Source organism: Candidatus Pelagibacter sp. (assembly GCF_052049815.1).
Lineage (GTDB): Bacteria > Pseudomonadota > Alphaproteobacteria > Pelagibacterales > Pelagibacteraceae > Pelagibacter.
The window spans coordinates 26,035-46,240 of sequence record NZ_JBNGZG010000004.1 but is presented as its reverse complement, the minus strand read 5'-3'; the positions used below and the strand labels follow the sequence as shown (position 1 = coordinate 46,240).

The following is a 20,206-nucleotide window of genomic DNA, read 5'->3' as shown; positions in this document are numbered from 1 at the left end:
TTCAAAATATGTTTAATTTGGCATATTAAATATAACAACGAGAGGAAATAATGAAACTAATTAAATCTTTTTTTTCAGTTTTGTTCTCAGCAGCTCTTCTATTATCAACAACAACAGTTAACTCAATTGCAATTGAAAAATTACACTTTGTAATTGGTGGTGGTGCTGGTGGTGGTTGGGATGGAACTGCTAGAGGCACTGGAGAAGCTTTAACAAAATCTGGTTTTTTAAAAAGCGCATCATTTGAAAATATGTCTGGTGGTGGTGGTGGTAAAGCATTAGCTTACATGATTAATACTAAGCCTGAAAATACTATCTTAGTACAATCTACACCATTAGTTTTAAGATCAATCACAAGACACAAAGGTTATGTAAGTGGTAGTGGAACTTTATCTTATAAAGATGTTGTGCCAATCGCTGGAGTAATTGGTGACTACGGTGCAATCGCAGTTGCTAAAGATTCGCCTTACAAAAACTTTGAAGATGTTGTGAAAGCATATAAAGCAAACCCTAGCTCAATTAAAATGGCTGGTGGTTCTGTTAGAGGAAGTATGGACCATTTAATTGGTGCTTTAGCATTTCAAGCTGCTGGAGCAAATCCAAATGATGTAGCTTACATTCCTTATGATGCAGGTGGTAAAGCATTAGCTGGACTTTTATCTGGAGAAACACAAATTATTTCTACAGGTTTAGGTGAACTTATGGGAGCAAGAGACCAAGTAAGAATTATTGGTATTACTGCACCTGATAGAGTTGCTGATGCACCAGATGCACCAACACTTAAAGAACAAGGGTATGATGTACAATTCGTTAACTGGAGAGGATTTTTTGGCCCTCCAGGCATGAGCAATAAAGACAAAAAAGCTATTGCTAAAATGTTAGGTGATGTACAAAAAACTCCTGAATGGGAAGCTGTAAGAGCAAGAAATGCTTGGGTTAATATTTATAACCCAGACAAAAAGTTTGTTAAGTTTTTAAAAACTCAAACTAAAGAAATGACAGCTCTTATGAAAAAACTAGGAGTTATTTAATCCTTTTGGGTTAATTAATTTAAAGAGCAGTGAATATAAATACTACAAAAATTATATCACTGCTCTTTTTTATTTTTTCAGCATTTTATTTATATACAGCTTATCAAATCCAAGTTTTCGCATTTGATGAAAATGCACCTTTTAATGCCAGAACATTTCCAATTTATTTAGGTTACTCTGGTTTATTTTTTTCTGGTTTAAAATTAATTTTACCTGATCCTGATACTATTAAAGTTGAACACAGAAATTTAGAATATAAAAAAACTGCCTTATTAATTATTATCGCAATTATTTACGGTGCAACAATTTTAAAAGTTGGATATTTTTTAACTACTTCATTATTTTTGTTTGCTTCTTATTATTTTTTGGGTGAAAGAAGATGGATATTAATGTTTCTACTATCTTTCCCATTTGTTGCAGCTTTTATGTATTTGTTACATGGAATCCTTGATATCTATTTAAGAGATCCTTTCTTAAAATATATTGGAGTGATGGGATGATTGAAGGAATACTAATTGGTATAACAACAGCTCTTACATTTAAAAATATCTTCATGGTGATGATTGGTTGTTTCTTTGGAACAATAATTGGAATGTTACCAGGTCTTGGTCCTATGACTGCGATCGCTTTGATGATCCCTATTACTTATGGTTTTGATCCTGCTACTGGATTAATTTTAATGGCAGGAGTTTATTATGGTGCAGTTTTTGGTGGTTCAACATCTTCGATTTTATTAAATGCACCAGGTGTTCCAGGAACGGTTGCCACATCATTTGATGGTTATCCAATGGCTCAACAAGGTAAAGCTGGAAAAGCTTTAGCTATTGCAGCATGGAGTTCATTTGCAGGAGGTACATTATCTGCAATTTATTTATTATTTATGGCACCTAGTTTATCTAAAGTGAGTTTATCATTTAGATCACCTGATTATTTTGCATTAATGATTTTAGGATTAACTGCTATTGCAGCTTTTTCATCAAAAGGACAGTTTTTAAAAGCAATGATGATGGTGGTACTTGGTTTAATGCTAGCATCAGTTGGACAAGACTCTTTATCAGATATTACAAGATTTACTTTTAACAATATGAATTTAACTGATGGGATAAGCTTCGTTCTTGTAGTGATGGCAACTTTTGCAATGAGTGAAGCGTTGACAATTATTTTAAAAAGAAATGATCCAACAGCTGCTGCCAAGCAAGTTTCATTAACTGAATTAGGTTCAATTAAAATAAATAAAGAAGAAAGAGGAAAAATGTACAAAACTATTCCTAGATCATCAGTTATTGGTTTTTTAATTGGTGTTTTGCCTGGAGCTGGTGCAACTATCGCATCGTTCTTAGCTTACGGAATGGAAAGAAACTTAGTTAAAGATGAAGAAAAAGAAAAGTTTGGAAAGGGTAGTGTAAATGGATTGTCTGCTCCTGAAACAGCAAACAATGCAGCATGTTCAGGCTCATTTGTTCCAATGTTAACTTTAGGTATTCCTGGAAGTGGAACAACAGCAGTAATGTTGGGTGCTTTATTAGGATTTGGTATTCAGCCAGGTCCAAGACTTTACATGACTAATCCAGAAATTTTTTGGTCAGTTATTATGTCGATGTACATTGGAATGGTAGTTCTATTAATTTTAAACTTACCTTTAATCCCATACATAGCCAGAATTCTTGCAGTTCCAAAAAATTATTTAATTCCTTTAATATTATTTTTTTCCATTACAGGTATTTATGTAATGTCATTTAATAATTTTGACATTTATTTAATGATTGGAATAGCAGTTGTGGCAACATTCTTAAGACTTTATGATTTTCCAATGCCACCACTTATATTAGCATTTGTTCTTGGTGGTTTAATGGAAGAAAATTTACGAAGATCTTTACTTTTAAGTAATGGATCTTGGGAATTTTTATGGGATAGAACTCTTACAATTTGTATATTAATAACAACAATACTTATTGTTTTTTGGCATATTTATAAAACTTTAACAAAAAAAAATCTTAGTTAAAAATTTTTTTGTACTCGTCTAATATTTTTTCCCACTGAAACTTAGAAACATATTCTTTAGCATTTTTTCCATATTCAATGTATTTATTACTATTAAGCATTGCTATTAGAGATGAATATATGTCATCTAAATTATTCCCATCACAAATTAATCCTGTTTTTTCATTTTCTATTGCATCTGCAGCACCTCCATCTTTACCTCCAATTGATGGAATTCCATATTGAGCAGCTTCTACGTAGGCAATACCAAAACCTTCAACAGATTTTTTATGAATTACAGATGGCATTATAAAAATATTTGAACTTGCTATTAAAGCATTTTTTAAATCATCACTAATATCTTTGAAAAACATAACTTGAGATTCGAGATCAAGTTCTTTTACTAAACTTTTAATATTTTCTTCCTCGTCTCCATAACCAATACATATGTAAACGATATCAGGATAGATTTGTTTTAAATTTCTAAGTGACATTATTACTTTGTCATGATTTTTTCTTTTATCAAATCTAGAGACTGTAATTAATCTTGGTTTTTTTATTTTTAATAAACTTTCAACTTTAGATAATGACTTTTTATCCAAACTTTTTGCTGGATCTACTCCTGGATTGATTACTATTATTTTCTCCTCTGATACTCCAAGTTCAACTGCTAGATTTTTTGTATATTGAGAATTTGCAATGACTTTTTCAATATTATTTAAAACATTTAAAACTCTTTTATTTAAACCACTTCCTTTAGGATGATTAATTTCTTTTCCATGAATTAAACAATATTTTTTATTCTTGGATTTTAGTGGCTCTAAACTTTTCCAGTGATCAGCAATTATACCTTTTACTTTGTTTTCTTTAGTAAATTCATCGATTAACTGAGATTTTCTGATTTTTCTTAAGAATTTTATTCCTCCAACTCTTTCAATTGAAAAATTAGCTTGTTCATCAAAATCTTTATGTCCATCTTTATAATCAGCAAATACCTTAATCATAAAATTTTTTGACATTTCACGTGCAAGACCCCACATCAAACTTTGCATACCACCTAATTCAGGAGGGAATGATCTTGTTACAATCAAATACATTAATTATTTTTCCACTTAATACTACAACCAGCACTTGGGATTTGATCCTCTGGTCCTTTTCCAGTTTCAGCTATTTGTTTCATTGCTTTTAAAAGATCACTTTCACCACTTCTAACTGGAATTAGGTTTTTAAGTTCTCTCATTCTACCTCTGTATTGCAGCTCTAGATTTTTATTGTAGCCAAAAAAATCTGGAGTACACACAGCATCGTAAGTCTTTGCAATTTCTTGAGTTTCATCAACTAAATAAGGAAAAGAAAAATTATTTTTTTCAGCAAATTTAATCATATTTTCAAATGAATCTTCAGGATAATTAATTGGATCATTTGCACATATAGCAACTGAGTTAATTCCAATTTTTTTTAATTCAACACAATCTTCTACTATATCTTTTGTGATTGCTTTAACATACGGACAGTGGTTGCAAATAAACATTATTAAAGTTCCATTTTCACCTTTGATATCATTCAGTGACAAAATTTTATTTTCAGTTGATTTTAATTCAAAGTCGTGAGCCTTTTGGCCAAAATCACATATTGGAGTTTGTATGGGCATGATGTACTAATATATAAATTATGTTTTACGATTTAAAAGATAAAAAACCAAAAAGTTCAGGTGAAAATTGGGTTGCACCTAATGCAACTATAATTGGTGACGTTACATTAGAAAAAAATTCAAGTATTTGGTTTAATGCAGTTTTAAGAGGAGATATTGAAAATATATTTATAGGTGAGGGTTCAAATGTACAAGATGGAAGCGTTCTTCATACGGATCCTGGTTGTCCTTTAAAAGTTGGAAAAGATGTAACTATCGGACATATGGTTATGCTCCATGGATGCACAATTGGAGATAATAGTTTAATTGGTATTGGAGCTGTAATTCTTAACAAAGCTAAAATTGGAAAAAATTGTATTATAGGTGCCAAAGCTTTAATAACCGAAAATAAAGAGATACCAGATAATTCGTTAATAGTAGGATCACCTGGAAAAGTTATCAGAGAAGTTACAGAAGAAGAGAAAAAAGCTGTATTAGAAAATACTAAGCATTACCAAGAAAATTGGAAAAAGTACTCTGCTATAAAATAAAATTTAATTATCCTCTATTGATCAAAAAAACATATTTTATTTAAGTCGATGTATAGAATTATTTCTCTACCAATATCAATTGAAATTGAGGATGAAAATTTCCCAAGTACTTCTTGGCCCAAATAATCAAAAGTAATAATTTGCTCATGCCCAACGTATTCATTTAATATTGGGGTAACTTTAATCTCAGCAAAATTCTCATCTTTAGATACTCTTACCGCATGTTCTTTCTTAAAAAAAATATGTTCTGGTCTTATTCCTAAAAGTACTTGATTTGTGTTATTTGAAATTAAATCTTTATTATCAACCAGTATTTTAAATTTACTCTCAGCGCCATCAGGTAAAAAATTTTTTTTATTATTTTCATCAATAATTTTCCCTTTTATAAAATTCATTGGCGGTGACCCAACAAAATCAGCCACAAATACACTTTTTGGATTATTGTAGATGTTAGCAGGGGTATCATACTGTTCTATTCTGCCATTATTCATTAACGCTATTTTCGTACCTAAAGTCATTGCTTCAGTTTGATCGTGAGTCACATATACCATAGTCGTTTTTAAGTTTTGATGAAGTTTCTTCAATTCTCTTCTCATCTCCACTCTTAGCTTTGCATCTAGATTTGATAAAGGCTCATCAAACAAAAAAATTTTTGGATCTCTTGTGATAGCTCTTCCAATTGCTACTCTTTGACGTTGACCCCCAGATAATTGTTTTGGTAATCTGTCCAAATAATCATCTAATTGTAAAATTTTTGCTGCTTCATGCACTTTTTTTTCAATTTCATCCTTTGGAGTTTTTTTTAATTTCAAACCTAAGGCCATGTTGTCAAAAACATTCATATGTGGATATAAAGCATAAGATTGAAATACCATTGCTATTTCTCTATCTTTTGGATCAAGTTTATTTACAATTTTATCATCAATTGATATCTCTCCAGAATTAATTTCCTCTAAGCCCGCAATCATCCTTAACATTGTGGATTTTCCACTTCCGCTAGGACCAACTAATACAGTAAAGGATTTATCTTCAATTTCGATATCAATATCTTTAATGATGTGCAAATCACCATAAAATTTATTAAGTTTATTAATTTTTATGTCAGCCATTTAAGTTATTCCAAAAGTTAATATCTTTAATTTTTAATCTTAATATTTCTTTAAATCTAGGAAATCTTTCAGGTAAATCGCCCCAAAGATCTTTATTTGAACAGAAATCATCAATTCTATTTTCTTGTAAAAAATATTTTAACCACTCCCATTTTGGATCTATGTAATTAAACTTTATTTCATTGTTGTTAATTTTTTTCATAAATATATACCAACTTGCGATTGATGTAATAGCTCTATGAGGCTCTTTATTTTTCAAAAAACTTTTTTCTATTGTAGGTATTACAAAAATTGGAAATTTACTTGAACCATCCATACAAATTCTTTCAAGTGCATCACTTATATAAAAGTTTTTAAATCGATTATAAATAGTATTGAGATATTCAGGCAATTTTATTGGATCCATATTTCCAAGTGCAGGTAAAATTTCTTCATTTTCTAATTCTTTAAAAAAGTTGTCTAAAAACTTTTCTTTGAAACATTGATCAAATGTATTCAGTCCTTTTAGAGCACCAAAGTATGCCAAACATGAATGACCACCATTTAAAACTCTTATCTTTGTTTCTTCATAGTTAATTACATTTGATGCAAAATATACATTGTCTAATTGATCTAGTGCGGGAAATGGAGCTGCAAAATCTTCCTCTATTACCCATTGAATGAAATCTTCAGAAAGAACTGAGCAATTTTCTTTTACATTGAAATTACTTTCTATTTCCGCAGCCAAGTTTTCTGGTGTTCTAGGAGTAATCCTATCCACAACACATGAAGGAAAGGTTACGTTCTTTGATAACCAATTGATTAATTCTTTATCATTAATTAACTCTAAGTATTTAATTAATGAATTTTTTAAAATCTTTCCATTTTCTCTTAGATTATCACAACAAAGAATAGTAATTGGTTTGTTTATTGATTGTTTTCTATTATTTAAAGCAATTCTCAAATACGAATAAATTGAATTAGATATTTTATTATTTAATTCATTTTTTATTAATTCGTTATTTTGATCAAGCTCATTCTTTTCATTTAAAAAATAACCAGTTTCAGTAACTGTGATTGTTACTAGATGAATATCTTCATTATTTAATATTTTTTCTGAATTTTCTTTGTCAGTAGACCAGTCATTTAGATCAATAATTGATTTAATATTTTTATATTTAACATCACCATTTGATGAAATAGTCTTTAATATATAATCACCATTACGTTTTTTTAAATTATTAATAATATTCGAGCTATTTGAGATTAGATTTAATCCAACAATTCCCCAATTAAATTCTGAGTTTTTTTCTATATATTCATCAACTAAGTAAGCTTGATGAGATCTGTGAAAATTACCCACACCAATATGCAAAATACCTGGTTTTAATTTTTTTTTTTCAAAACTACTCTCAATTAATTGTATAGAATTTTGATTTATTTCATTTTTCAAAATCATCTATTTAACAGCTCCAAAAGTTAAGCCTCTGACTAATTGCTTTTGAGTTAACCAACCTAAAAATAAAACAGGCAAAACTGATAAAGTAGATGCTGCAGATAGTTTTGCATAAAATAAACCCTCAGGACTTGAATAGGAAGCTATAAATGTTGTGAGTGGTGCTGCATCAACTGATGTTAAATTTAAGGTCCAAAAAGCTTCATTCCAAGCAAGCACAATACAAAGCAGAGTAGTAGATGCTAACCCAGGCAATGAGAGTGGCAGCAAAACATAAATTATTTCTTGAAAAGTGTTTGCACCATCTATTCTTACTGCCTCTAGAATTTCATTAGGAATTTCTTTAAAGTACGAATACAAAAGCCAGATCATTATTGGTAAATTTACAAAACATAAAACTACAATCATTCCAATTTTTGAATCTAGTAGTGATAAGTCTCTAAAAATTAAATATATTGGAATTAATACTCCAACTGGTGGCATCATTTTTGTTGATAATATCCATAACAAAGTTCCCTTAGTTCTTTTTGTAGGATGAAAAGACATAGACCATGCAATTGGTATAGATAAAATTAATCCTAATATTGCGGAACCGAAAGAAATAATTACAGAGTTTAAAGCAAATCTAAAATAGTTACTTCTTTCCTGAACAATTCCATAATTTTCAACTGTTGGTTCAAAAGAAAAAAATAGAGGTGGAATAGCTACAGCATCTAACTCAGTTTTAAATGATGTGACAATCATCCATAAAATTGGAAAAAACATCATCAAGGAAATTAACCAAGCTAAAAAAGTTAGAGTAATTTTTTTTTTCATAATTATTGTAAATTTTTTCCAATCATTTTTACTAAAAAGAACGCAACTATATTAGCGAGGATTACTACAACTACTCCCCCAGCAGATGCTATCCCAATATCAAATTTTAATAACGCTTCAGTAAAAACTAAAAATGCTAGGTTTGTTGTGGCTAAACCTGGTCCACCAGTTGTGGTAACAAAAATCTCAGCAAAAATAGTTAATAAGAATATAGTTTCAATTAAAATAACAATTGCAATTGGTCTTAATAAATGAGGCAATGTTACGTATCTAAAAATTTGAAGTTGATTTGCACCATCTATCTTGCTTGCTTCTACTTGATCTTTGTCAACTGATTGTAAACTTGTCAGTAATATTAGAGTGGCAAATGGTATCCATTGCCATGAAACAATTATTATTATTGAAAGCATCGGAACATGTGTAAACCAGTCAATAGGATCTAAACCAAATAAAGATAGTAACCATGCAAATAAACCTGAAACAGGGTTCATAAATAAGTTTTTCCAAATTAATGCACTAACAGTAGGCATTATAAAAAAAGGAGCTATTGCTAAAATTCTTGCGAAACCTCTGCCAAAAAAGTCTTGGTTTAATAACAGTGCAAATGCAATTCCAAACAATACTGAAACAATTAAAACAGAAAAAACTAAAACGAATGTATTCCACAAAGCTTCTAAAAAAGCAAAATCAGTTAAAAAATATTCGTAGTTTAAAATACCAGTAAAATCTTGAACATCCGGATTCATTAAACTGTATCTTAGAAATGAAAAATAAATTGTCATACCCAATGGTACAGCCATCCAGATAAATAAAAGAGTGATTGTAGGATAGGATGTTGCTCTAGAAATAAACTTATTTTTCATAAGAAAACTTTAAGTTAATTTAGTTTAAAATAAAATAAAGGCCACTAATTCAAATAGATTAGTGGCCTTTAATATTTAAAAAGTCTTAGTTAAAATTATTTGATATAACCAGCTTTTTTCATTTCTTTTTCAGCAATCTTTTGAGCATTGTTTAATGCTTTTTCCACTGAAATTTTTCCTGCTAATGCAGACGATACTTGCTGACTTACAGATGTTGCAATTCCTTGGAACTCAGGAATAGCTGCAAACTGTACACCCATGTATGGTTTCTTTTTTAAAGTACCATTAAAAGATGGATCGGCAGTATTGATCGCATTTAAAGTCATAGCTGCAAAAGGAGCTTCATTTAAATAAGTTTGGTTTTTATATAAAGAAGTTCTTGTTCCTGGAGGAACGTTTGCCCATCCTTCTTTAGAAGCAACTAACTCAAGGTATTCTTTTGATGTAGCCCAATCAATAAACTTTGTAGCCGCATCAACTTTTTTAGAACCACCTGGAATTGCTAAAGACCAAGCCCATAACCAGTTAGAACCTTTACAAGTTACAGCACAAGGTGCTTGTGCAAAGTCTACTTTGTCATGTACTTTTGATTGTTTAGGGTTTGTCACAAAACTTGCTGCAACTGTTGCATCAATCCACATTCCACATTTACCTTCATTGAATAAAGCAAGGTTTTCATTGAAACCATTTGAAGATGCTCCTGGAGGACCATAGTTTTGTAATAAGTCAACATAAAATGAAACTGCAGCATTCCACTCAGGGCTATTCATTTGTGGTTGCCAGTTTTCATCAAACCATCTTCCACCAAATGCGTTTGCAACTGTTGTAATGAAAGCTCCACCTTCACCCCAACCAGGTTTACCTCTTAAACAAGCACCATAAACTCCATCGTTTCCTTCAGTGATTGCTTTAGCAATATCATAAACTTCTCCCCAAGTTGGTTGTTGAGGCATAGTCATACCTGCTTTAGCAACTAAGTCTTTTCTATACATAATCATAGAAGACTCACCATAGAAAGGAGCAGCATATAATTTACCATCAACTGATAAACCACTTCTTATAGCAGGTAATAAATCATCTACATCGTAAGCGGCGCTAAATTTTAATTCATTTAACCAATTTTTTCCTCCCCAAATTGGCACTTCATAAGTTCCAATTGTAAGAACATCAAATTGTCCACCTTTAGTAGTTATGTCTGTAGTAACTTTTTGTCTTAGAACGTTTTCTTCTAAAGTTACCCATTCAACGTTAATGCCAGTTTTAGAAGTAAAGTCACTTGTTAGACCTTGCATTCTAATCATGTCACCATTGTTTACTGTTGCAACTTTAATTGTCTCTGAATTTGCAGTAGTAGCAAATAAAAGAGCAAATAATGCAACAATTAAGTTTTTTATATTTTTCATATCTCTCTCTTTATTAATTAATAATTTTGGATTTTAATTTCTTGAATAATTCTAACAACAAAAATTTAATTATAATTCAGTTATATGTATAGAATAGTTCTATATGTCGCATTAAGCTTAATCGATTTTTACTTACTTTTATACTTACAACCATAGTTTGAAATTTTAATTCCACAGCCAGGCAGCTCCTCTAACACCACTTGAGTCGCCATGTTTATTTTTTAAAATTTTAGTTCTGACCTTTTCTGAAAAAGTATATTTAGGAATAATATTTGGTAGATTTTTATATAATCTCTCAACATTTGACATTCCACCACCCAAAATAATTGCCTCTGGATCAAATATTCCAATCATTACTCCAATTAGTCTTGCAAACCTATCCTCATATAATTCAAATTCTTTATTTGCTCTTTCATCATTATTTTTATCTAATTCTACAATTTCGGGTGATTTATAATTTGTGTTATATTTTTTGTTAAAGTTATCTGCAAAGCCTGTTCCTGAAATGAATTGTTCTGCACATAATGGTCTTCCACATGTTGGAGAAATACATTTTATTTCTGTATTTTTTTCATCTTCAGTCGGATAGGGCAATGGTTGGTGACCCCAATCTCCTGCAACTTGATTTGCACCTTCAATTATTTCTTTATTAAAGGATAAACCGCCACCAAAACCAGTTCCAATTATGACACCAAAAACACTTTTAAAATCTTTACCAGCCCCATCAATAGACTCTGAAAGCGTAAAGCAATTAGCATCATTCATCATTTTAATTTCACAGCTCAATTCTTTTTCCAAATCTTTTTTAAAAGATTTTTTATTTAACCAATCAGAGTTAGCATTGTGAACTAAGCCAGTTTCATTTGATAAAAAACCAGGTATAGCTATGCCAACTGTTGCATCTTGACTTGATTCTTGTTTAAAATTTTCAACAAATTTTTTTACAGTTTCTATTCCTGACTTATAATTTTTGTCATAACCTGATCTTTCTCTTTTTATTTCTTTTCCATTCTCATCAATCAGAATAGCTTCAATTTTGGTTCCACCATAATCTATCCCTATTTTAAATTTTTTATTCATGTTCTGTTAAGGTATAAGCCAAGTTTTTTTTATGAATGTAGTTTCTGATCCTAAATTATCTCCATATTCAAATTTAGCTCTTCTATGACCCTTGGCTGCTAAATACAACCACTCTAAAGAATTTATTTTACATTGTATTACGGTAAAATTTTCATAACCTTTTTCACTCTCTTCATGAGTATAGTCGAAATTATCTAGTTCTGGTCTTAAGCCTGATGTGGGGTTTTCTGACTCAGTTCCAGGTCCACTGTCTACAAGGTAACATTTTCTACTTATGTGACCCGTGTTTATCCAAGACTCTTTTGTGATTTCATTTTTATGATTAACTACACATTCAACTTTTGCTCTCACTTGTATCTTTTCGTCTTTATCATAAAATAACATAGCAGCCTTATTGTTAGATTTTAGTTTTAGAATTTTATCAGATCGTATATCGCTATGAAATTGTAACAATCTCTCCTTTTGCTTTGATTTTCTTAGCACAACAATACGTCCATCTAAATCATTTTGATTTCCACAAATGAAAGTAGGTATTCTAAATTGAGAGCTTCTATTTTTTACTGAGTCATCCAACATAAGCCAGATCTTTTTGATGATTTCATCAAAATTTTCATAGTATGCTGGTTGCATACAATTTTACTTTCTAAATCTTTTGATTAAACTTGAGGTATCCCATCTATTTCCACCAAGTTCTTGAACTTCACCGTAGTATTTGTCGACTATTTCTGTAATAGGTAGTGACGAGCCATTATTTTTAGCTTCTTCCATAGCAATTTTTAAATCTTTTCTCATCCAATCAACCGCAAAACCAAAATCAAATTTATCATCAATCATTGTTTTGTATCTATTTTCCATTTGCCAAGATTGAGCGGCACCTTTTGAAATAACTTCAATTACATCTTCCATATTAAGACCTGCTTTCATTCCAAAATTAATTCCTTCAGATAAACCCTGAACAAGTCCAGCTATACAAATTTGATTTACCATCTTTGCAAGTTGTCCACTTCCAGCATTACCAAGTAATTTTATTTTTTTACTGTAACAATCAATTTTATCTTTCGCTTTATCAAAGTCAGCTTGATCTCCACCAATCATAACTGTTAACGCACCATTTTCAGCTCCAGCTTGGCCACCTGACACTGGTGCATCTAAAGAACCAAAACCACTTTTTTTTGCGTGGTCGTAAATTTCTCTTGCAATTGTTGCTGATGCTGTAGTGTTGTCTATGTATACAGATCCTTTTTGAATTGTTTTAAATGCTCCTTTATCTCCAAATGTAACTTCTCTTAAATCGTTATCATTTCCAACACATGTAAAAATATATTCAGCATCTTTGGCAGCCTCAGCAGGCGTTTCTGCCATTTTACCTTTATATTCATTAACCCATTTTTCAGCTTTTGCTGTTGTTCTGTTAAAAACAGTTACATTGTGTCCGGCTTTTGATATATAACCAGCCATTGGGTAGCCCATTACACCAAGACCTATGAAAGCAACATTACAAGTCATAATTTTTTTTCTATGTTTAAAAGTTTAAGTTTAAAAGTAATTATATTTGGGTTTATTTTTACATTTTTTTCAAGCTTTGGACAGAGTTTTTTTTTAGGATTATTTAATTCAAGTATTAGAGACGCACTTTCTATATCTCATGGTCAATTTGGTTCTATTTATGCTTCAGCAACTTTATTAAGTAGTTTTATATTAATATGGTTAGGAAAAAAAATTGATGATGTAAATGCAATTAGATTTGCTTTCTTTGTTATAATTTCTTTAAGTATTTCATCATTTTTATTCTCAAAAATAAATTCAATTGTTTTTTTATTTTTAGCAATTTTTTTAATGAGATTGTTTGGCCAAGGTTTAATGTCTCATACCGCAACAACAACAATTTCAAGATTTTTTGATAAATCTAGAGGAAAGGCCTTAAGTACTGCTTGGTTAGGTTTGTCATCAGCAGAATTTTTATTACCAGTAGCAATAGTATATCTATTAACTTTTTTAGATTGGAGAGATCTTTGGGTAAGTTTTTCTTTATTAATTATATTATTTCTTCCTGTATCTTCAGTATTCTTGATAAGAAAATTAGATATAGATTCCAGAGAATCCGAAAACAAAAAAAATGAAAATGAAAATAAAATTAAACAATGGAAAAGAACTGAAGTTTTAAAAGATTATAAATTTTACATTATTTGTGGAAATTTATTGGCGATGCCTTGGATCTTTACTGGTTTTGCAGTTTTTCAATCATTTGTTCAGTCCTCTAAAGAATGGGGTCCTTACGTTATCGCTCAATCCTTTATGGCTTATTCAATATTATCTGTAATTACTTTATTTGTAACTGGTTTTTTAATCGATAAGTTTACTAGCAGGAAACTATTGATATTTACCAATATCCCATTGATGCTTGCAACTTTGATATTAATTTTTTTCGACAATCCTTTTTCATCTTTTATATTTTTGGGCTTGATGGGAGTCACAAATGGTTTTGCCAATGTTTTGGGCTCATCCACTTGGGCTGAACTTTATGGAGTTAAATTTATAGGTGGGATTAAAGCAATGACTTCAGCATTAATGGTGTTCTCAACTGCATTTGGTACAGCATTATTTGGTTTTCTTATTGATAAAGGTTTTACAATCGAGCAAATAGCAACTTTTTCTGGAACGTATATTTTATTGATGTTTGTTCTATTATTTTCGATAAAAAACAAACTAAATCCTCAATATTTATAGAATTTCTCCTTGCTTTTCTTTTAATCCCTGTGTAGATACTGCGCATGGCAAGAGTAACAGTAGAAGATTGTATCGATAAAGTTGAAAGTCCATATGAATTGGTATTGGTAGCCAAAGAAAGAGCTGCACAATTAAGTTCAGGCATTGAACCGACTTTAGATAGAGATAATGATAAAAACACAGTAATTGCTCTAAGAGAAATAGCAGAAGAAACAGTTAAGGTTCCAGATTTATCAGAAGCAGCAATATACAAACTAAGAAAACATGTAGAACAAGTTGATGATGGATCTGAAGATGATGAAGAAATTGGTGATGATTTTGAAAGCTTATATAAAGGTGAAATATCAAAAAGTGGTGCACCTATTTTGCCATCTAAAAGAGCAAGAAAAACTCCTGAAAAAATTCAAGTATCAAAAGAGGATTTAGCCGAATTATCACAAACAGCTACTCCGGAAGTTGAAACTCCAGTTGCAGACGAGACTGCAGATCAAGAAAGTCCATCTGATCAATCTGAAGTTTCTTTAGAAGATGTATCAGCTAGCGAAGAACAAGTTGCTGATGAAAACACTGAAGATACTGACACTTCAAACTCTTAATAAAATAATATAAAATCATTGTTATGAATAGGAAAGTTTCAGTTGCTCCTATGATGGATTGCACAGATCGTCACGAACGATATTTTTTAAGACTAATTTCAAAAAATACTCTTTTGTATACTGAAATGGTTGTCGATGAAGCAATTAATAGAGGAGATAAAAGGAAACTTTTAGAATTTAACATTGAAGAAAAACCTGTTGCATTACAATTAGGTGGTTCATCTCCTAAATTATTAGCATCAGCTACTAAAGTTGGTGAAGATTTTGGTTATGATGAAATTAATTTAAATTTAGGATGCCCCAGCAGAAAAGTAGAAAAAAATAAATTTGGAGCTTGTTTGATGAAGGAACCAAATTTAGTTGCAGATTGTCTAGCTGAAATGAAAGCTGTTACCAAACTACCAGTTACAATCAAAACAAGAATTGGCTATGATAATGTTGAAGATTATGAAAACTTTCATAATTTTATCTCGATATTAAAAAAAGTTGGTATTAAGACTTTTATAATTCACGCAAGAAAAGCAATGTTAGGTAAGTTTACTCCAAAACAAAATTTAAACATTCCACCTTTAAAATATGATTATGTTTATAAATTAAAACAAGATTTTCCTGAAGATGAAATTATAATTAATGGAGGTATTACTTCTGTTGAAGAAATCAAACCTCATTTAGAAAAAACTGATGGCGTTATGATTGGAAGAGCAGCTTATCACACACCTTATCTATTAGCTGATATTGAAAGAGAAATATTTGATAATGAAAATGTACCAAGTAGACAAGATGTTATTGAACAACTTATTCCTTATGTAAAATCTGAATTAAAAAAGGGAACAAGACTAAATCAAATAATGAGACATACTTTAGGATTATTTCATGGTCAGTCAGGTGCAAGTTTCTGGAAAAGGTATTTAAGTGAAAATATGTGTGTACGTGATGCAGATGTGAAAAAAATTGATCATATAATGGATAAAGTAAAATTTAATAATTTTGATCGTAGCGTAGGTACTTCTGCTTAGTTCAATTATATCATATGAATATTCCTATGTAATTTTATTAATGGCTTTAACTGCTATACCAGTAGGTTTTGTTGCAGGTTTATTTGGAATTGGTGGTGGTTTAATTACAGTTCCATTTCTTTACTATATTTTTAATCAATTAGGAGTTGATCCACAATATGTTATGCATCTTGCGGTAGGCACATCTTTTGCGATTATAATACCAACATCTACTGTATCTGTTATGACTCATCATAAATTTAAAGCTGTAGATTTTGAAATAGTCAAAAGCTATGGTTTATTTGTTGTATCAGGAGTAGTTGCTGGAACTATATTTGCTGCATCTTTAAAAACTAAGGCTTTAGTTTTATTTTTTTCAGTAATTATTTTTTTATTAAGCTTCTATTTACTTCTTCTTAAAGAGAAAGAACAAAGTGTAATTAAAGAAATTAAATTAAGTTTAAAAATAATATTTGGTTTTATAGTTGGTTTTTTATCTGCTCCAATGGGTATTGGTGGAGCAATTATGAACGTTCCAATTTTGAAATTTTTTGGTTATTCAATTAATAAAGCAATAGGAAGTGCAGCAGCAATTGGGTTTTTAATAGCTTTATTTGGTGCGGGAGGATTTCTTATTTCTGGAAGCTATTTAAAGACAAATTTGCCTTTAAGTATTGGTTTTTTGAATGTACCTGCTTTTTTAATCTTTATTCCAATTACAACTTTCATGGCACGAATAGGAGCCAAAACCGTTCATAAAATTGATAAAAATAAAATTAGTAAATTTTTTGGTATTTTTTTATTGGTAATAGCTTCAAAGTTTTTATACGAATATTTTAAATTATAGAATGGTTAACAAAGTTAATAAAAACTTCCTTAAATCCTCACATTATATTTTTGATTTAAAACTTTGCTCAATTAGAATAATTGATAATTCCAATTTTCCTTGGATTATCTTAATTCCGAAAAGAAAAAGTGTAACAGATATTACAGATCTTAAAAAAAATGATCGCAATCAATTAATAGAAGAGATTGTTTATTGCAGTAATATTATGAAGAAAGTTTTTAAAACATCTCGATTAAACGTTGAAAAAATAGGTAATATTGTGCCTCAATTACATATCCATATAATTGCTAGAAAAAAAACAGATGCAACTTGGCCATTACCTGTTTGGGTCGCTAAGGCAAAAAATTATAAAAAAAAAGAATTAGATTTTAATATAAGTAAAATTAGAGAAGTCTTCTCAAAAAAAAAGAGGTGACTTCAGTCTCCCTCCATCACCTCACATTTTAAATAATAAATGATTCTTTACAGTTTTATGAACACTTGTTAGTTGTATTTTGAAGTTATTAAGCCCAAATCAGACACACGTAATCTTTGATAAATTTCTTGAAATTGATAATTTTTAATTATGTATAAGAAGAAAAAAATAGACCTAAAAGATCCTATATCAAAAACAAAGGATTCAATATTCAATTTCATAAATGATTACAAAAAAAACAAAGCAAAACAAAAAGCCAAATATGAAAAAGATTTAGCAAAACAAAAGAAAAAAGATTTAGCTCTTGAGAAGAAATTAGAAAAAAAGGCAAAACAAGATGAAATTAAAGAGGAAAAAAGAAAATTATTACTTCAAAAGAAACTCATAATTGAAAATGAGAGACAAGAAAGAAAAAATGAAGAAAAGAGGAGAAAAATTGAAGCTCAAAGAATTAAAATTGAACAAAAGAAAATCAAGGATGAAGAAGCTAAAAAATTAAGAGAAGAGGCAAGAATTCTTAGAGAAGAAGATCAAAGAATAAAAATGCTTGAAAGACAGAGAGTAAGAGAAGAAAAAATTAAGATTAAAGAGGAACAAATAAAACAGAAAGAATTAGAAGCGCAAAGAATTAGAGATGAAAAAGAAAAAGAAAGACAAGAAAAACTAAGACTTAAAGATATTGAAAGACAAAAAAGATTGGAAGAGGAACAAAGATTACGAGAAGCTGCAAGAAAATTGAAATACGAACAAGAAAAACTTAAAGAAACTGAGGAAAGACTAAGAAATTTAGAAATTGAACGTCAACAAGAGATAGAAAGACAAATTTTAAAAGAACAAGCCGAACAAAGAGCTAAAGAGGAAGAATTAAGATTAAAAGAAGAAAAACTTAAAGAGGAAGAAAGAGAAAAGATTGCAAAAGAAAATGAAAGAAGGGAAAGAGAAAAAGAAATTAGATTAGAGGAAGAAAAACAAAAAAGAATTGAAGAAGAAAGAGAAAGAGCTTACCAAGAAAAAATTGCTGAAGAAAAAAGAATAGAAGAAGAAAATAGAAGAATTAAAGAATGGGAAAGAAAATTCGATGAAGAACAACGAAAAAAAGAAGAGGAATTAATTAGGAAATTTTATAGTGACGAAAGTTACGATAAAGTAAAAAATTCAACTTCTGAAGATGTAAAAGATAATAAGTCTGAATAGTTTAAAAAATTAAATTTTTTGATCGTATTCACCTATTTTACCAGTTTTCTGAAGTAGATCATCAATAAAATCAAATATTTTTTTCTTTCTATCATCAGAGGTTGGACTTTCAGTTACCACTACTAATGAGGGTTTATTTGATGAAGCTCTTATTAAACCCCAAGATCCATCGGAAAAAGAAAATCTTACACCATTAACCGTTAATACTTCACTTATATTTTGATCATCTATAAGTTTTTTGTCTTCTTTTATCTTTTGAACTTCTTTCACTAATTTTTCAACTACATTATATTTTTCTTCATCTTTGCAAAAAGGAGCCATAGTAGGAGTTTGATAAGTTTTTGGTAATTCATTTATAATTTCACTCATTTTTTTGTTTTGATTATTTAATAAATGGCAAACTTGAATTGCAGAATTTATTCCATCATCATATCCATATCCTAGTGGTTGATTAAAAAAGAAATGACCACTTTTTTCAAAGCCAGCAAGCGCTTTTTCATGATTTACTTTTCTTTTAATATGCGAATGTCCTGTTTTCCAATATATTGTTTCACAGTTATTTTCTCTTAAAACTTTATCTGTTGAATAAAGACCAGTTGATTTTACATCAACTACAAATTTAGAATTTTTATGATTAGTAGCTAGATTTCTTGCGATCAGTAATCCAATTTTATCTGAAAATATTTCATTTCCTTTATCGTCTATTACTCCAACTCTATCTCCATCTCCATCAAAACCAAAACCAATATCTGCATTATTATCTTTAACTGCTTTTGCTATTGCATGTAACATTTCTAAATCCTCTGGATTAGGATTGTATTTTGGAAAGGTCCAGTCTAATTTACAGTCAAGTTCTATTACTTCACAACCTATTCCTCTTAGAATATCAGGAGCAAAAACTCCAGCTGTACCATTTCCACATGCAACAACAGCTTTAATCTTTTTTTCTATTTTATTTTTTTCAATTAAATCTTGTTTATAAATTTTATCAAAATCTTTAATTTGTTTCTCATTTCCATTTCCAGTTAGAAATTTTTCATTAAGAGTAATTTCTTTCAATTCTTTCATTTCATCAGGTGCATGCGTTAAACCTTTTTGAATTCCCATTTTTACACCTGTCCAACCATTTTCATTATGGCTCGCAGTCACCATTGCAACTGCATCGGAATTTAGATTAAATTGAGCGAAATAAACCATTGGTGACAAAGACAAACCAACATCTTCAACATTGCATCCTGTTGATATTAAACCTTCCTTTAAAGCTGACTTAATTTCTTCACTATAAGACCTGTAATCATGTCCAACTATAATTCTTGGATTTTCTTTTTTTGTATGTAACTTTATTTGAGTACCTAAACCTTTTCCTAAATTTATGATTCCATCTTTATTGATGTCTTTTTCATATAGCCATCGTGCGTCATATTCTCTAAAGCCATAAGGGTCGATTTTTATATTGCGATTCATCTGTTAATTACTTACATTTTTTTCAATAATTTTATTGATCTTTTTTTTCATTGTTCTATATATGTTCTGT

20 protein-coding genes and 1 pseudogene are annotated in these 20,206 nt (G+C 29.9%); 10 read left to right on the top strand and 11 right to left on the bottom strand.

Going from position 1 to position 20,206, the window contains the following annotated elements; genetic code table 11:
* The first annotated feature begins 50 nt into the window (after positions 1-50).
* Genes ACTT9D_RS01635 through ACTT9D_RS01625 form a run of 3 tightly spaced genes read left to right on the top strand, consistent with a single transcriptional unit; the run spans position 51 to position 3,033 of the window.
* Positions 51-1,031, top strand: a complete 981-nt coding sequence (locus ACTT9D_RS01635) for a tripartite tricarboxylate transporter substrate binding protein (RefSeq protein ID WP_440930144.1) — start codon at positions 51-53, stop codon at positions 1,029-1,031.
* 29 nt (positions 1,032-1,060) lie between these two features.
* Positions 1,061-1,531, top strand: a complete 471-nt coding sequence (locus tag ACTT9D_RS01630; protein WP_440930143.1) for a tripartite tricarboxylate transporter TctB family protein — start codon at positions 1,061-1,063, stop codon at positions 1,529-1,531.
* Positions 1,528-3,033, top strand: a complete 1,506-nt coding sequence (locus ACTT9D_RS01625; protein WP_440930142.1) for a tripartite tricarboxylate transporter permease — start codon at positions 1,528-1,530, stop codon at positions 3,031-3,033. Before ACTT9D_RS01630 ends, ACTT9D_RS01625 begins: the two co-directional genes overlap by 4 nt.
* On the opposite strand, the gene ACTT9D_RS01620 is transcribed toward ACTT9D_RS01625, so the two are convergent.
* Both ACTT9D_RS01620 and ACTT9D_RS01615 read right to left on the bottom strand, forming a co-directional pair.
* The gene (locus ACTT9D_RS01620; RefSeq protein WP_440930141.1) at positions 3,026-4,108 is read right to left on the bottom strand and encodes a glycosyltransferase family 4 protein; all 1,083 of its coding nucleotides are present in this window, start codon (positions 4,106-4,108) and stop codon (positions 3,026-3,028) included. The genes ACTT9D_RS01625 and ACTT9D_RS01620 overlap by 8 nt on opposite strands.
* Positions 4,108-4,662, bottom strand: coding sequence for a thioredoxin family protein (locus ACTT9D_RS01615; RefSeq protein WP_440930140.1), 555 nt, complete (start codon positions 4,660-4,662; stop codon positions 4,108-4,110). The genes ACTT9D_RS01620 and ACTT9D_RS01615 overlap by 1 nt, the downstream gene beginning before the upstream one ends.
* 20 nt (positions 4,663-4,682) lie before the next feature.
* On the opposite strand from ACTT9D_RS01615, the gene ACTT9D_RS01610 reads away from it, so the two are divergent.
* Positions 4,683-5,192 carry a gamma carbonic anhydrase family protein gene (locus ACTT9D_RS01610; protein WP_440930139.1) on the top strand — a complete coding sequence of 170 codons (510 nt, stop codon included), beginning with the start codon at positions 4,683-4,685 and terminating at the stop codon, positions 5,190-5,192.
* Between the two features lie 14 nt (positions 5,193-5,206).
* On the opposite strand, the gene ACTT9D_RS01605 is transcribed toward ACTT9D_RS01610, so the two are convergent.
* The 8 genes from ACTT9D_RS01605 to ACTT9D_RS01570 all read right to left on the bottom strand — a co-directional run bounded on the left by ACTT9D_RS01605 (position 5,207) and on the right by ACTT9D_RS01570 (position 13,404).
* Complete coding sequence (locus tag ACTT9D_RS01605; protein WP_440930138.1) at positions 5,207-6,301, bottom strand: ABC transporter ATP-binding protein; 1,095 nt, start codon at positions 6,299-6,301, stop codon at positions 5,207-5,209.
* Positions 6,294-7,733, bottom strand: a complete 1,440-nt coding sequence (locus ACTT9D_RS01600; protein ID WP_440930137.1) for a mannitol dehydrogenase family protein — start codon at positions 7,731-7,733, stop codon at positions 6,294-6,296. The genes ACTT9D_RS01605 and ACTT9D_RS01600 overlap by 8 nt, the downstream gene beginning before the upstream one ends.
* Before the next feature lie 6 nt (positions 7,734-7,739).
* The gene (locus tag ACTT9D_RS01595) at positions 7,740-8,552 is read right to left on the bottom strand and encodes a carbohydrate ABC transporter permease (RefSeq protein ID WP_440930136.1); all 813 of its coding nucleotides are present in this window, start codon (positions 8,550-8,552) and stop codon (positions 7,740-7,742) included.
* A gap of 2 nt (positions 8,553-8,554) precedes the next feature.
* Positions 8,555-9,415, bottom strand: a complete 861-nt coding sequence (locus ACTT9D_RS01590; protein WP_440930135.1) for a carbohydrate ABC transporter permease — start codon at positions 9,413-9,415, stop codon at positions 8,555-8,557.
* A gap of 95 nt (positions 9,416-9,510) precedes the next feature.
* Complete coding sequence (locus ACTT9D_RS01585; protein WP_440930134.1) at positions 9,511-10,818, bottom strand: ABC transporter substrate-binding protein; 1,308 nt, start codon at positions 10,816-10,818, stop codon at positions 9,511-9,513.
* A gap of 165 nt (positions 10,819-10,983) precedes the next feature.
* On the bottom strand, positions 10,984-11,898 hold the full coding sequence (locus ACTT9D_RS01580) for an ROK family protein (protein WP_440930133.1): 915 nt from the start codon (positions 11,896-11,898) through the stop codon (positions 10,984-10,986).
* Positions 11,899-11,904: 6 nt separating this feature from the next.
* Positions 11,905-12,528, bottom strand: a complete 624-nt coding sequence (locus ACTT9D_RS01575; protein ID WP_440930132.1) for a flavin-binding protein — start codon at positions 12,526-12,528, stop codon at positions 11,905-11,907.
* A gap of 6 nt (positions 12,529-12,534) precedes the next feature.
* A complete protein-coding gene (locus ACTT9D_RS01570; protein WP_440930131.1) occupies positions 12,535-13,404 on the bottom strand; it encodes an NAD(P)-dependent oxidoreductase in 870 nt (289 codons plus the stop codon).
* Positions 13,405-13,416: 12 nt separating this feature from the next.
* On the opposite strand from ACTT9D_RS01570, the gene ACTT9D_RS01565 reads away from it, so the two are divergent.
* The 6 genes and pseudogenes from ACTT9D_RS01565 to ACTT9D_RS01540 all read left to right on the top strand — a co-directional run bounded on the left by ACTT9D_RS01565 (position 13,417) and on the right by ACTT9D_RS01540 (position 18,672).
* Entirely contained in the window at positions 13,417-14,625 is a 1,209-nt protein-coding gene (locus tag ACTT9D_RS01565; RefSeq protein ID WP_440930130.1) for an MFS transporter, read from the top strand.
* A 44-nt stretch (positions 14,626-14,669) separates the two neighbouring features.
* Positions 14,670-15,050, top strand: a pseudogene (rpoZ, locus tag ACTT9D_RS01560) (DNA-directed RNA polymerase subunit omega); the annotation flags it as partial.
* A 194-nt stretch (positions 15,051-15,244) separates the two neighbouring features.
* Positions 15,245-16,237: a tRNA dihydrouridine(20/20a) synthase DusA gene (dusA, locus tag ACTT9D_RS01555; RefSeq protein ID WP_440930129.1), complete on the top strand. Its 993-nt coding sequence runs from the start codon at positions 15,245-15,247 to the stop codon at positions 16,235-16,237.
* 40 nt (positions 16,238-16,277) lie between these two features.
* Positions 16,278-17,063, top strand: a complete 786-nt coding sequence (locus ACTT9D_RS01550; RefSeq protein ID WP_440930128.1) for a sulfite exporter TauE/SafE family protein — start codon at positions 16,278-16,280, stop codon at positions 17,061-17,063.
* A gap of 1 nt (position 17,064) precedes the next feature.
* Positions 17,065-17,478, top strand: coding sequence for an HIT domain-containing protein (locus ACTT9D_RS01545; protein ID WP_440930127.1), 414 nt, complete (start codon positions 17,065-17,067; stop codon positions 17,476-17,478).
* A 150-nt stretch (positions 17,479-17,628) separates the two neighbouring features.
* The gene (locus tag ACTT9D_RS01540; protein WP_440930126.1) at positions 17,629-18,672 is read left to right on the top strand and encodes a hypothetical protein; all 1,044 of its coding nucleotides are present in this window, start codon (positions 17,629-17,631) and stop codon (positions 18,670-18,672) included.
* A gap of 9 nt (positions 18,673-18,681) precedes the next feature.
* Here the strand turns inward: ACTT9D_RS01540 and ACTT9D_RS01535 are convergent, their stop codons facing one another.
* Positions 18,682-20,136, bottom strand: a complete 1,455-nt coding sequence (locus ACTT9D_RS01535; RefSeq protein ID WP_440930125.1) for a phosphomannomutase/phosphoglucomutase — start codon at positions 20,134-20,136, stop codon at positions 18,682-18,684.
* Positions 20,137-20,206 lie beyond the last annotated feature (70 nt).